Genomic DNA, 13,566 nt, shown 5'->3' with positions numbered 1-13,566 from the left:
GCCTCCGCGCCAGGCCCCGGCGCGGTGAGGCGACATAGCGCACACCGGTAAAGGCTCGGTAAGGCTTTGCCCGAGACTTTCAATACGAGACGGGTCCGTATCGAAATGCCGCTAGGCTCGACGGTATGACCACACCCGCCGTTCCCGCGGCCCCCCGGATACCGGAGGCCGTGCACCGCCGTCGCTGGGCGATCCTCGCGGTGCTCATGCTGAGCCTGCTGATCGTCGTCCTCGACAACTCCATCCTGAACGTCGCGATCAAGACGATCTCGACGCCCGCGCCCACCGGCCTCGGCGCCACGCAGAGCGAACTCGAGTGGGCCATCAACTCCTACACCCTCGTCTTCGCGGGTCTGCTGTTCACGGCCGGTCTGCTCGGTGACCGCATCGGGCGCAAGAAGGTCCTCATCGGAGGACTCGTCGTCTTCGGCATCGGATCGGCGCTGGCCGCCGAGTCCGGCTCCCCGGTCCAGCTCATCGCGTTCCGCGCCGTCATGGGCCTGGGCGCCGCCTTCGTCATGCCGGCCACGCTCGCGGTCCTCATGAACGTCTTCGAGCGCGAGGAGCAGCCCAAGGCCATCGGCATCTGGGCGGGCGGCGTCGGTCTCGCCATCGCCATCGGCCCGATCACCGGCGGCCTGCTGCTCGACCACTTCTGGTGGGGCTCGGTCTTCCTGGTGAACGTGCCGATCGTGATCCTCGCCGTGATCCTGATGATCGCGCTCGTGCCCGACTCCAGGGACCCGAAGCCGGGCCGCGTCGACCTGGTCGGCGTCGCCCTGTCGATCGTCGGCCTCGTCCTGCTGGTCTACGGGATCATCAAGGGCGGCGACGAGGGCGACTTCAGCAGCCCCGCCGTGCTGTCCACCATCGCCGCGGGCCTCGTCGTCCTCGTCGGCTTCGTGGTCTACGAGAAGCGCAGCGACCACCCGTCGATCGACATCGACTACTTCAAGAACAAGGTGTTCTCGGCCGCGATCGCCGCCATCGCCCTCGTCTTCTTCGCGCTGATGGGCGTCACCTTCTTCTCGGTCTTCTACACGCAGAGCGTGCGCGGGTACACGCCGTTGCAGACCGGCGCCCTGATGCTGCCGCTCGCCGCGGCCCAGCTGATCTTCGCGCCGCGCGCCCGGCTCGTCGTCGACCGGTTCGGCGTGCGCGCCACGACCACCGGCGGCCTGGTGCTGCTCGCGGGCATGCTCGCCGCGTTCACCGCCCTCGACGCCGACACCCCGATCTGGATCATGGAAGTGATCTTCTTCCTGATGGGTACGGGCATGGCGCACGTCATGACGCCGACCAGCGTCGTCATCATGCAGGCCCTGCCGCGCGAGAAGGCCGGCTCGGCGTCCGCGCTGAGCAACACGTTCCGCCAGGTCGGCGGCGCGCTCGGCATCGCCGTCCTCGGTTCTGTGCTCTCCACCGCGTACCGCACCGGCATCGAGGACAAGCTGAGCCTGCTGCCCGCCGGGCTGCGCGACACCGCGGGCGGCTCCATCGAGGCCACCCTGGGCGTCGCCGAGAAGCTCGGCCCGAGGGGGCAGGCGCTGATCGGACCGGCCAACGATGCGTTCCTGCACGCCATGCACGTCACCGCCCTGTGCGGCGCGGGCGTCGCGCTGATCAGCGCCGTGGTGACGGCCCTGTTCCTGCCGGGCAGGATCCCGGCCGCGCCCACCGGGCAGCGCGACGAGCGGGAGAAGGTGGGCGCCGGGCGCTGATCTTCGTACGGTTGCTCGCACACGAGGAGCGACGGCGCTGAGACAATCGCCCCGGGGCGCGGCCGGACGGCCGGGTCCCGGGGCGCGGGCGGAAGGCGGAGGCGGACGTGGACACGGGACGGACCGAGCGGCAGACGCGGCACCGGAACGGCGGGGCCCCGCACGGTGAGCCGCCGTCCGCCGGGATCATGGCGCCGGTCCGCGGTCGGCCCCGCAGCGAGGCCGTGGAACAGGCCATCGTCGAGGGCGTCATCCAGCTCCTGGAGGACGGCGTGCCGCTCACCGAGCTGTCCATCGAGCGCATCGCCCGCACCGCGGGCGTCGGCAAGGCCACCATCTACCGGCGCTGGAGCGGCAAGGAGGAGCTCTTCGTCGACGTGGTCGCCTCCATCGAGGAACCCGACCCCGAACTGCCGGGCACCTCGATGCGCGACGATCTGATCCGGCTCCTGGAACACATGCGCAGGCGCGGCCTGAACCTGCGCGCCTCGGCCCTGCTGCACAACGTGTTCGCGCAGATGAAGACCCTGCCGCGGCTCTGGGACGCGTACCACGAGGTCGTCGTGGACCCGCGCCGTCGCGCCCTGTACGACGTGCTGCGGCGCGGCATCGCCGAGGGCGAGCTGCCGGCCGGCACCGACGTCGAGTTCGCCGGGGACCTGTTCACCGGCCCGATGCTGCTGCGCAGTGTCATGCGCTCCGACGCGCCGCTGGCCGACGACCTCTCCGAGCGCATCGTCGACGCCGTCCTCGCCGGTCTGCGGGCGGGCTGAACACCGGGGACGATTGTGCGGGTTTCGTCACAGAGACTCCCCGAAACCCGCGTGTCCGGAACTTCGAACGCCGGATCGCTCGTCCTCGTGGCCGTAACGACGTCACGTCCCCGGCAGGCCGCGGGCGTGACGGAACGGAAAGCCGCTGATCATCGCCTAGTGTTTTCGGGCGGGGACGGCGGGCACGGCAGGCAGTGAGGCGACGACGGTATGGCGCAGGCGTACGGCAGTTCAGACGGCCACGACTCCGGGTCCACCGGACCGGGCGCGCGACTGCGGCGCCTGGGGCGCCGCCTGCGCAACGACCGGGGCTACTGGCGGCGCGGCATCGTCCTCGGGGCCCTCGCGGTCCTGCTCGCGCTGGTCATGCTGCTGCACGCGCAGATCCCCAACACGGTCGGCAACCTCGGCTCCCTGATCGAGACGTTCCTGCCGTGGCTCGGCCTGTTCGTGCCGGTCCTGCTGATCCTGGGTCTCGTACGGAAGTCGGCGACCGCCGTGCTCGCGGTCCTGCTCCCGGCGATCGTCTGGCTCAACCTCTTCGGCGGCCTGCTCACCGACAAGCAGCACAGCGGCGGCGACCTCACCGTCGCCACCCACAACGTGAACGCGGACAACGCCGACCCGGCCGGCACCGCCGAGGACCTCGCCGCGTCCGGCGCCCAGGTCCTCGCCCTGGAGGAGCTGACCGGGGAGGCGCTGCCGACGTACGAGAAGGCGCTCGCTGCGGCCTATCCGTACCACTCGGTGCAGGGCACGGTCGGGCTCTGGAGCAAGTACCGGCTGTCCGGCACGCAGCCCGTCGACATCAAGCTGGGCTGGACGCGGGCCATGCGCTCGACCGTCACGACGCCCGGGGGCGAGGTCGCGGTCTACGTGGCGCACATGCCGTCGGTGCGCGTGAAGCTCGACTCCGGGTTCACGGCCAGCCAGCGCGACAAGAGCGCGAACGCGCTGGGCGAGGCGATCGCCGACGAGCCGCTGGACAAGGTCGTCCTGCTCGGCGACCTGAACGGCACGATGAACGACCGCGCGCTGAACGCCGTCACGTCCCAGATGCGCTCCACGCAGGGCGCGGCGGGCAGCGGCTTCGGGTTCAGCTGGCCGGCCGCGTTCCCGATGGCCCGGATCGACCAGATCATGGTCAGGGGCGTCGAGCCGGTCTCGTCGTGGTCGCTGCCGGAGACCGGGAGCGACCACCTGCCGATCGCGGCCCGCGTCAACCTGTGACACGCCCCGCGAGGTGTGTCGTGTGACGTACACACGGCCTTAACCACGGTTTGACCTCGCGGAATACTCGGTGCGTGAGACTTTGTTCCGCCCGTAAACTTACGGAACCGCTCACCCACTCTCCTTGGATGACCTTTCATGCCCCTCGCCCTGCTCGCCCTCGCCGTAGGCGCATTCGGCATCGGCACCACCGAATTCGTCATGATGGGCCTGCTGCCCGACGTCGCGAACGACCTCTCGGTCTCCCTCCCCGACGCCGGTCACCTCGTCTCCGCGTACGCGCTCGGTGTCGTCGTCGGCGCCCCGCTGCTCGCCGCGGTCACGGCCCGGATGCCGCGCCGCCGGGTCCTGATCGGGCTCATGGTCCTGTTCGTCGTGGGCAACGCCGTCTCGGCGGCGGCCCCCGACTACCACTGGCTGCTCGCCGCCCGCTTCGTCAGCGGCCTGCCGCACGGCGCGTTCTTCGGCGTCGGCGCGGTCGTCGCCACGTCGCTGGTCGCGCCCGAGCGCAAGGCCCGTTCGGTGTCGCTGATGTTCCTCGGCCTGACCGTCGCCAACATCGTCGGCGTCCCCGTCGCCACGGCGATGGGCCAGCAGCTCGGCTGGCGCGCCACGTTCCTCGCGGTCAGCGCCATCGGCCTCGCCGCCATCGCCGCCCTGTTCGCGCTCGTCCCCGCCGACCACGGACACGGCACGGCCATGGGCGTACGGGACGAGCTGCGCGCCCTGCGCTCGCTGCCGGTCTGGCTCGCGCTCGGCACGACCGTCGCGGGCTTCGGCGCGCTCTTCGCGGCGTACAGCTACATCACGCCCATGCTCACGGACGCCGCCGGATTCGCGGAGTCGAGCGTGACACTGCTGCTCGCCCTCTTCGGCGTCGGCGCCACGATCGGCAACCTCCTGGGCGGCCGCCTGGCCGACGACTCCCTGCGCGGCACCCTCTTCGGCGGCCTGCTCTCCCTGGGCGCCGTCCTCGCGCTCTTCCCGCTGCTGATGCGGGCGGAGTGGAGCGCCCCGCTCGCGGTCCTGCTGCTCGGCCTGACGGCGTTCGTCACGGGCTCCCCGCTCCAGCTGATGGTGATGGAGAAGGCGTCGGCGGCCCCTTCCCTCGCCTCCTCCGCGAACCAGGCTGCCTTCAACCTGGCCAACGCGGGCGGCGCCTGGATCGGCGGCCTCGCCCTCGCCGCGGGGTTCGGCGTGACGTCGCCGGCGGTGGCGGGCGCCGCCCTGGCCGCCCTCGGCCTGGCCGTCGCCGCCGCCTCGTACGGGGTGGACCGGCGCGAGGGGCGGCGCGGGACCGGCCGTGTCGTCGCCACGCACGCCGTCGCGGAGCCGGAGCCCGCGATCCGCTGACCCGCGGGGACGGGCGGCCCGGGTGCGACCCGGGCCGCCCGTGGCTCAGGCCCGGTACCCGAGGACCGTCATCATGCCCGCCTCCGAGTGGTAGACGTTGTGGCAGTGGACCATCCACAGGCCCGGGTTGTCCGCGTCGAAGTCGACCGTCAGGGTGCCGTTCGGCAGCACGATCGCGGTGTCCTTGCGGGGGCCGCCGGCCACGTTCGCCAGGGAGAACGTGTGGCCGTGGAGGTGGACCGGGTGCCACATCGAGGTCGAGTTGGCGAAGACCAGGCGGACGCGTTCGCCCGCCTTCACCGGGTGGCGCTGGTCCTTCGTGTACGGCTTCTTGTCGAACGCCCAGTCGTACCCGGCCATGCCACCGGTCAGCTGGAGCCGGATCGTGCGGTCCGGCTCCCGGGGCGCGAGGGCCACCGGGTCGGCCGCCCTGAGCTTCTCGGCCGTGAGCAGCCGGCCCTCCAGCTCCCTGGGCCGGACCGCGGCGGACGGCGCCGCGCCGGAACCCGTGCGCAGCACCGCGAGCGCCGACGCCCCCTTGCCCTCCGCGAGCGCGGTGAGCGGGAAAACACCGTCGTCGGCCGTGACCAGGACGTCGTAGCGCTCGCCCATGCCGAGCAGCAGGGCGTCCGTCGTCGCGTGCCGCACCGGGAAGCCGTCCGTGTGCGTCACGGTCATCGTGTGCCCGCCGAGCGCGACGCGGAACGCCGTGTCGCCGCCCGCGTTGACGAACCGGATCCTGACGCGGTCGCCGGGGCGGGCCGTGAACGACGAAGGGGCCTGCGGCGTACGGCCGTTGACGAGGTAGTACGGGTACTTCACGTCGCCCGCGTCGCCGCCGAGCAGATCGCTGGTCGCGCCCATCATCATGCGGGAGGGCCCTGAGCCGGTGGGTGAGGGCGACTCGTCGGCGGCCGCGGGGGAGGGCGACTCGTCGGCCGTCATCGACATGCCGCTCATCCCCGACATGTCGTGGCCCTCGTGGCCGCCGTTGCCCCCGCCGCTCCCGTGGCCCATGCCCGACCGCAGTTCCTTCAGGACCGCGTCCGGCGTCGAACCGTCCACCCCGTCGACCCAGTCGTCGAGGACGACGACCCACTCCTTGTCGTAGGAGAGGGGCTCCTTCGGGTCGTCGACGATCAGCGGCGCGTACAGGCCGCGGTCCTGCTGCGTGCCCGAGTGCGGATGGAACCAGTACGTGCCGGGGTGCGCGACCGTGAAGCGGTACGTGAAGTCCGCCCCGGGCGCGATCGGATTCTGGGTGAGACCGGGGACGCCGTCCATGTCGTTGCGCAGGGCGATGCCGTGCCAGTGCAGGGACGTCGCCTCGCGGAGGTGGTTCGCGAGAGTGAGCGAGAGGGTGTCGCCCGCGGTGACCCGGACCTCCTTGCCGGGCAGATCACCGCCGTACGACCAGGAGCGGACCGTACGGTCGCCGAGGTCGAGCGGGGTGGCGGCCGCCGTGAGCCGGACCGAGCGGACCGGGCCGGAGCCGCGCTTGCGCTCGGCGGCGGCGACCTCCTTGCCCGCCGGGTCGACATAGCCCGAGGGCGCCGCGCCCGCCGAGCCGTGGCCGCCGTGCCCGGAGCCGTCGCCGGAGCACGCGGCGAGAACTCCCGTGCCCGCCGCGGCGACCGATGCCGCGAGGACGGTGCGGCGGGTGGGGAAGCAGATGTGTCGCGCATGACTGAGTTGCACCTCGATGTCGGTGTCGTGCGGAGTGCAGGACGAACTCATCTGCCGCTCGCGCGCGCAGCGCGAAGCGGCCGGTGCGCAGGCCTAGATTCGCAGAACCGACAGACGGGACAACAGAGTTCGGGGCGGGGAGGGTGCGGCCGGCGCGCGTACGTCATGCCGCGCGGCGCCGCGCGGAGCACGCCCGCCGCCGTCAGCGGTCGCAGCACCGCCGCCGTCAGCAGAAGCAGCGTGAACGAGCCGAGCACCGCCAGGCAGACGCTCAGCGGATCCATGCCGCCGTCGCCGGGCCCCTCGTGCCCGTGCGCGGCCCCCGTGTCCGTCGGCGCGCTCATGGACGTATGACTCATCGACGTGGTCACGGAAGACGTGGTCACGGAGGCCGGACTCACGAAGGACGTACTCACGGACGTCATGTCCATGGTCGTATTCACGGACGCCTTGTCCATGGTCGTACTCACGGACGCTCTGTCCATGGCCGGGCTCATGGGCGCCGTGTGCCCCGTCGGGTGCCCCAGCGTGTGCATCCCCACGATCCCGAAGAGCAGCGCCACGAACAGCAGCAGCCGTCCGCGGCGGGTGCCGCCCTTCGCCGGGGGAGTCGTCATGACCGGCACCCTACCCCCACCCGGTATGCGACGACATGCGGACCCCGGGGCCTTTGCCGATCATGACCTCATGACGACTACGGACAGAACGGGGCAGGGGGAGGCGGTGGTCGGTGACGACGGGAACCGGCGCCAGTTCATCTCCTGGGTGACGCTCGGCCTGATGACCACCGCCTCCGTGGCGAGTCTGCGCCCCTCGCCCACCATGGCGATCTACGGCCTCGCCGCGATCTTCCTGTACCTCCTCCCGGCCCTCGTCTTCCTGCTGCCCACCGCCCTCGTCGGCGCCGAACTGGCCTCCGGCTGGACCGGCGGCATCTACCGCTGGGTCAGCGAGGCGCTCGGCAAACCGCTCGGGTTCGTCGCCGTCTGGTGCCAGTTCGCGATGACCATCGCCTACTACCCGAGCCTGCTCGCCTACGTCGCGTCCACGTTCGCGTACGTCATCCACCCGAGCCTCGCCGAGAACGGCCTGTACGTCGCCATCTGCATCGTCGTCATCTACTGGGCCGGCGTGTGGGTCAGCTCGCGCGGCACGAGGACGGTCGCCGGCCTGTCCTCGCTCGGGCTGATCATCGGCACCCTCGTCCCCGGTGTCGTCCTCGTCGCCCTCGGCATCGTCTTCCTCGGACAGGGCAACCCGTCGGCCGCCCCGATGACCGCGGGCCACTGGCTGCCGCCGTGGACGGGCCTGGCCAGCCTCGTCCTCATCGTCAACAACTTCCTGTCCTACGCGGGCATGGAGATGAACGGCGTCCACGTGTCGTCGCTGCGCAGCCCGCGCGGCGAGTACCCGCGCTCGGTCTTCCTCGCCACCGGCCTCGTCCTGCTGATCTTCATCCTCCCGGCGCTCGCCATCAGCTGGGTCATGCCGGCCGAGCAACTCAGCCTGACCGCCGGCCTGATGCAGGCCTTCCAGGCGTTCTTCGACCACTTCCACGTCGGATGGATGACGAAGATCGTCGGCATCATGCTGGTCTGCGCGGCGCTCGGCGGCATGCTCACCTGGCTCGCGGGCCCCGCCAAGGGGCTCGTCCTGCTCTCCCGGCAGGAGGGCTATCTGCCGCCGTTCCTCCAGAGGTTCAACAAGTACGGCGTCCCGCAGAACGTGATGATCGCCCAGGGCGTCCTGACCACCCTCATCGGCGTCCTGTACGCCTTCAGCGACGACGTCTCCAGCCAGTACTGGATGTTCTCCGTCATCACGATCCAGATCTACCTGGTCGCGTACCTGCTGATGTTCCTGGCGGTGGTCCGGCTGCGGCGGACCCGGCCGGACGTGCCGCGCGGCTTCGTCGTGCCCGCCGTCACCCTCGTCGCGGGCGTCGGGTTCGTGGCCTCGGTGCTCGCGCTCGTCATCGGGTTCGTACCGCCGGACCAGTACGACACCGGGCCCCTGTGGCGTTACCTGCTCATCGTCGGCGGCGGACTGCTGCTGCTCGGCGTGGCCGCCCCGGTCGCGTTCCTCAGGTTCCGCAAGCCGAGCTGGATCCACCCCGACCACCGGGACCCCGCCCTCACGGAGTGAGGCGCCGCACGCTGTCGCGGACCACTATGTGGGTGCCCAGGAGCCGGCGCCGCTGCCCGGTGCGGTCCGTGCCGCCGAGCGCCAGACGGACCGCCGTGCGGCCCATCTCCTCGCCCGGGATGTGGACCGTGGTCAGGCCCGGCGTGATGTCGGCGGCGACCGGGTCGTCGTTGTAGCCGACCACCGAGATGTCCCGCGGCACCCGCAGTCCGTACTCCGCGAGCGCCTTGATCGCGGCGGCGGCCACCCGGTCGTCGCCCGCGAACACCGCCGTGAAGTCCGGCTTGCCCGCGCACTTGTCGAGCAGGCCGCGGATCGCCTCGTCGCCGTTGTGCTGTCCGAAGCCGATGCCGTGCAGCAGCGCGTCGGAGGCCGGCACGCCGTGGTCCTCCAGGGCCCGCAGATAGCCGCGGACCCGGTCCTCACCGGTCGTGTTGCCCGGCTGGAAGCCGATCATCGCGATCCGGCGGTGGCCCGCGCCCAGCAGATGACTGGTGACGGCGTACGCGCCCGCCTCGTTGTCGTACTCCACGACGACCGCGGGCACGTCCGGCGCGGGCGCGGGACGACCGCACAGCACCAGCCGCGAACCGGCCGCCGCCAGCGACTGCGCGTACTGCGCCATCCGCTCCCGGTACTCCGCGTCCTCGACGACGCCGCCGACCAGGACGACCGCCTCCGTGGCCTGCTCCCGCATCATCTGCACGAGGGCCAGCTCGCGCGCCGGATCCGCGCCCGTGGAGGCGACGAGGGTGAACCGGTCGTGCTGCGCCGCCTCCCGCTCGACGCCCTGCGCGACGGCCGCGTAGAAGGAGCTGACGACGTCCAGCATCAGGACGGCGATGGTCTTGCGGCCCGCGCCGGCGAGCGCCCGCGCGTGCGCGTTCGCCACGTAGTCCAGGTCCTTGGCCGCGCGCAGCACCTTGGCGCGCGAGCCCGCCGAGGTCGGATACGTGCCCGCGAGGACCCGGGAGACGGTGGCCACCGACACCCCGGCGCGCGCCGCCACGTCCCGGATCGTCGCCCGCTCGCCCACTGTGTCTCCTCCTGAGATCCCCTGGTGCGGGCCGCCGGTGCGGCGCCCCGCACCATCATCGCGTGCGCCGTCGGCTCAGTGGGCCGCCGCGTACTCCTCGGCGAACTCCGCCGTGACCTTCGTGCCGCCCTGCGCCTTCCACTTCGCGTAGACCGCGTCCCAGTCGGAGACCTTCTTGCGGCCGGAGACGATGGCGGTGACCCCGTCGTTGATCAGCTGCTCCAGGGCCGCGCCCTGCTTGTTGTACGTGTCCGACTGGAGGCCGAAGCGGATGTTGGGCCGCATCATCGGCACGACCTTCTTCTGCCAGCCGTGCAGCCGCTCCACGACGTCGGGGGAGCCCGGCGCGTACAGCACCTGCGGGGCGTCGCAGAGGTACATGAACGGCACGTTCGTCTTCGACTCGACCAGGCCCAGCTCGGTCGCGATCGGGTTGTTGTCCTTGTCGCGCTCGAAGTGCGTGCCCTCCAGACCGAAGTGGGTCAGCTCGTACTCCTCGGTGCCGAACGGCGCGGCCAGGTAGTCGAGGACGCGCAGGATCAGCTCGATGCGCGCCTTGGGCGCCTTCTTCAGGACCGTGTAGCCGAAGATGCCGCGGCTCTGCTGGTAGTGGGGGCTCGCGCCGGGCGCCGTGTACGGCACGAGCGCGTCCAGGTCGAAGGCGTCCTTGATGCCGAGGGCGGAGCCCGGGTAGGCGAGGAAGCCGTCCGTCATGGACAGCACGGAGCCGTTCCAGAACTGCGTCTTGAGGTCGACCTGGGAGACCGAGGTGGCCTCCGGGTAGTACGAGCCCTGCTGCCGCAGCTTCGCCAGGTACTCCAGCATCGCCTTGAACTCGTCGGTGGCGCCCCAGTGGACGGCCTTGCCGCCCTCCATCGCGAACTCGTTGGGCGCGCCGAACCAGTTGGCGTGCGTCTTGTACCCGAAGTACGCGGTCGCCGACGAGCCGAGCGCCCACTTCCTGCCGCCCGTCGTCTCCTTCGCCAGGGCCGCGAAGTCGTCGGCGGACATGCCCGCCTTGTAGCCGGCCTTCGTGAAGGCGCCGTTGTTGAAGTACAGGGTGTCCTGCGGCTTGGGCCGCTCCACCGGGACGCCGTAGACGCGGCCCGCGATCCGGCCCATGCCCTCCCACGCGTACGTGGGGATGCCCGCGAGGTTCGGGTAGTCCTTGATCGCGTCGCCCGACAGGTACGCGGTGAGGTCGGCGCAGCGGGTCTTCACGAACTGGGCCTCGCGCGGCAGGACATAGCCGCCGCCGAGGTTGACGACGTCGGGGATGTCGTCGCCCGCGAACACCGTCGCCATCTTGGAGCGGTAGTCCGCGTCCGCCACGACCGTGAACTCGATGTCCACGCCCAGCGCCTCGTTGACCGCCGCCCAGTACTTGTTCTGCGCGGCGGCCTTCGGCGGGGTGCCGTACGTGATCGTGAGGACCCGGATCTTCTCCTTGCCGCTGCCCGGCTTCTCCGCGACCGCCTTGATCAGCTCGCCCGGGTACTTCGTGAAGCCGGCCTGCACGCCCTCGGCGGTGCCGGCCAGGTCCGGGGTCGCGCCCTTGGCCGGGGTGTACGCGGGCCAGGCCGCCGCCTTCTTGCCGGCGTTGGAGACGGAACCGCCGGTGGAGCCGTCGGACGAGCAGGCGGTGAGCAGGGACGGGGCGGCGATCGCGGCGCCGCCGACGGCGATGGAGCGCAGCAGGGTGCGGCGCGAGAGGTTCGCGGACATCGTGAAGGACCCTTCGGATAAAGGAAGTCGAGCGGACACGCGGAGGGGGGTGGTGGCTCAGCTCTTGATGGCGCCGGTGAGCACGCCCTTGGTGAAGTACTTCTGGAGGAAGGGGTAGACGAGCAGGATCGGTACGACCGCGATCACCAGGACCGCCATCTGCGTCGTCTGCGGCGCCGACACCATGCCGGCCTCGCTCAGGCCCGTGTCGGCGATCTGCGCGCCCCCGATGACGTACGTCCGCAGCACCTGCGACAGCGGCCAGTGGTCGGACTCCAGGTAGATCGACGCGGTGAACCACGAGTTCCAGTAGCTGACCGCGTAGAAGAGGCCGACGACGGCGAGCGCGGCCTTCGACAGCGGCAGCGCGATCCGCCAGAACGTCGCCCAGTCCCCGGCACCGTCCAGGCGTGCCGCCTCGTACAGCTCCTCGGGGATGCCCTGGAAGAAGCCGCGCAGGACCACCAGGTTGAAGACGTTGATGAGCACGGGCGCGACGAGCGCCGCGTACATGTTCTGCAGGCCGAGCCCCTTCACCAGCAGGAACGCCGGGATCATGCCGGGTGGGAAGAGGAACGTGAACAGCACGAGGAGCAGCACGGGCCTGCCGCCGAAGACGCCGGGCCGGCTGAGCGCGTACGCGAGGAACGCGGTGCACGCGAGCGACAGGAGCGTGCCGAGGGCGGTGATGCCGATGCTCACGCCGAGCGCCTTCGTCACGATGCCGCCGCTGAGGATGTTCTCGTACGCGCGCAGCGTCGGCTCGGTGGGCCACAGCACCCAGCCGCCGTTCGCGACGACCTCCTTGTTGGAGGCCAGCGAGGTGGAGACGATCACCAGGAACGGTACGAGGACGAGCGCGAGGAGCGCGAGGACGGCCAGGCCCTTGGCGGCCTGGGTGACGGGCTTCGGCTTCTCCTGCCACGCGGGACGGGAGGGAGCCTGCGCGGACCTGTTCACTTGTAGACCCCCTGCTCGCCGAGCCGATGTGCGACCCGGTTGGCGACGAACACGAGGAGCGCGCCCACCAGGCCCTTGAAGAGTCCGGCCGCGGCGGCGTAGCCGGTGTCGCCGGCGACGATGCCCTGCCAGAAGACGAAGGTGTCGAGGACCTCGCCGACCTCCGGGCCCACCGACTGCCGTTGCAGCAGCATCTGTTCGAAGCCGACGGAGAGGATGTCGCCGAGCCGCATGATCAGGAGCAGCACGACGATCGGCCGGATCGAGGGGAGCGTCACGTGCCAGAAGCGGCGCCAGGGCCCTGCCCCGTCGATCGCCGCGGCCTCGTACTGCTGCTCGTCGACCTGCATCAGCGCGGCCAGGAAGATGATCGTGCCCCAGCCGGCGTCCTTCCAGATCACCTCGGCGACGACGAGCGGCCGGTACGCGTCCGGATTGCCGATGATGTCGACGGTGTGCAGGCCGCTGTCGCCCAGGAAGCTGTTCAACAGGCCCGTGTCGGAAAGGACTTGCTGGAACAGGGCGACGACGATCACCCATGACAGGAAGTGCGGCAGGTAGACCACGGACTGCACGAAGCGGCGCAGCAGGTCGGACGTCAGGCTGTGCAGCAGCAGCGCGATCGCGAGCGGCACCGGGAAGTAGAACACCAGCTGGAGCACGGCGATGTAGAGCGTGTTCCACGTCGCGTGCCAGAAGTCCGGGTCGCCGAACATCCGGCTGAAGTTGCCGCCCCCGACCCAGGGACTGCCCCACAGACCGGCGAACGGGTCGTACTCCTTGAACGCCACCGCGTTGCCGAGGAAGGCGCCGTAGTGGAAGACCAGGAAGTACACGAGTCCCGGCAGCATGAGCAGCAGCAGGGTCCGGCTGCTCCGAAACCGTTTCCACTTCGTATCTCGACGTACTGTGCGGTCAATTGACCCGTTTTGTGGCC

The 13,566-nt window shown here is 70.9% G+C and carries 11 protein-coding genes; 5 read left to right on the top strand and 6 right to left on the bottom strand.

Translation table 11 applies throughout. The features are described from left to right. Positions 1-125 precede the first annotated feature (125 nt). The 4 genes from V2W30_RS11615 to V2W30_RS11600 all read left to right on the top strand — a co-directional run bounded on the left by V2W30_RS11615 (position 126) and on the right by V2W30_RS11600 (position 5,077). Entirely contained in the window at positions 126-1,721 is a 1,596-nt protein-coding gene (locus tag V2W30_RS11615) for an MFS transporter (protein ID WP_338695914.1), read from the top strand. A 188-nt stretch (positions 1,722-1,909) separates the two neighbouring features. Next, positions 1,910-2,494, top strand: coding sequence for a TetR/AcrR family transcriptional regulator C-terminal ligand-binding domain-containing protein (locus tag V2W30_RS11610; protein ID WP_338703566.1), 585 nt, complete (start codon positions 1,910-1,912; stop codon positions 2,492-2,494). Positions 2,495-2,704: 210 nt separating this feature from the next. Further along, complete coding sequence (locus V2W30_RS11605; RefSeq protein ID WP_338695913.1) at positions 2,705-3,724, top strand: endonuclease/exonuclease/phosphatase family protein; 1,020 nt, start codon at positions 2,705-2,707, stop codon at positions 3,722-3,724. Positions 3,725-3,862: 138 nt separating this feature from the next. Further along, the gene (locus V2W30_RS11600) at positions 3,863-5,077 is read left to right on the top strand and encodes an MFS transporter (RefSeq protein ID WP_338695912.1); all 1,215 of its coding nucleotides are present in this window, start codon (positions 3,863-3,865) and stop codon (positions 5,075-5,077) included. Between the two features lie 45 nt (positions 5,078-5,122). On the opposite strand, the gene V2W30_RS11595 is transcribed toward V2W30_RS11600, so the two are convergent. Together V2W30_RS11595 and V2W30_RS11590 are read right to left on the bottom strand one after the other, a co-directional pair. Next, entirely contained in the window at positions 5,123-6,751 is a 1,629-nt protein-coding gene (locus V2W30_RS11595) for a multicopper oxidase family protein (protein ID WP_338703565.1), read from the bottom strand. 59 nt (positions 6,752-6,810) lie between these two features. Next, positions 6,811-7,380, bottom strand: a complete 570-nt coding sequence (locus tag V2W30_RS11590; RefSeq protein WP_338695910.1) for a hypothetical protein — start codon at positions 7,378-7,380, stop codon at positions 6,811-6,813. 70 nt (positions 7,381-7,450) lie between these two features. On the opposite strand from V2W30_RS11590, the gene V2W30_RS11585 reads away from it, so the two are divergent. Continuing rightward, on the top strand, positions 7,451-8,908 hold the full coding sequence (locus tag V2W30_RS11585) for an APC family permease (RefSeq protein ID WP_338695908.1): 1,458 nt from the start codon (positions 7,451-7,453) through the stop codon (positions 8,906-8,908). Here V2W30_RS11585 and V2W30_RS11580 read toward each other — a convergent pair. From V2W30_RS11580 to V2W30_RS11565, 4 genes are all read right to left on the bottom strand, one after another. Further along, positions 8,898-9,944 (bottom strand): LacI family DNA-binding transcriptional regulator, encoded by a 1,047-nt coding sequence (locus V2W30_RS11580; protein ID WP_338695906.1) that lies wholly within the window; start codon positions 9,942-9,944, stop codon positions 8,898-8,900. The genes V2W30_RS11585 and V2W30_RS11580 overlap by 11 nt on opposite strands. A 75-nt stretch (positions 9,945-10,019) precedes the next feature. Next, positions 10,020-11,669, bottom strand: a complete 1,650-nt coding sequence (locus tag V2W30_RS11575) for an extracellular solute-binding protein (protein WP_338695905.1) — start codon at positions 11,667-11,669, stop codon at positions 10,020-10,022. 57 nt (positions 11,670-11,726) lie between these two features. Then, positions 11,727-12,629, bottom strand: coding sequence for a carbohydrate ABC transporter permease (locus V2W30_RS11570; RefSeq protein WP_338695904.1), 903 nt, complete (start codon positions 12,627-12,629; stop codon positions 11,727-11,729). After that, positions 12,626-13,480 carry an ABC transporter permease gene (locus V2W30_RS11565; RefSeq protein WP_338695903.1) on the bottom strand — a complete coding sequence of 285 codons (855 nt, stop codon included), beginning with the start codon at positions 13,478-13,480 and terminating at the stop codon, positions 12,626-12,628. Before V2W30_RS11565 ends, V2W30_RS11570 begins: the two co-directional genes overlap by 4 nt. Positions 13,481-13,566 lie beyond the last annotated feature (86 nt).

Source organism: Streptomyces sp. Q6 (genome assembly GCF_036967205.1).
Taxonomy (GTDB): domain Bacteria; phylum Actinomycetota; class Actinomycetes; order Streptomycetales; family Streptomycetaceae; genus Streptomyces; species Streptomyces citrinus.
Note: the sequence above shows the minus strand (reverse complement) of the source record. Positions and strands in the feature narration are given on the sequence as shown.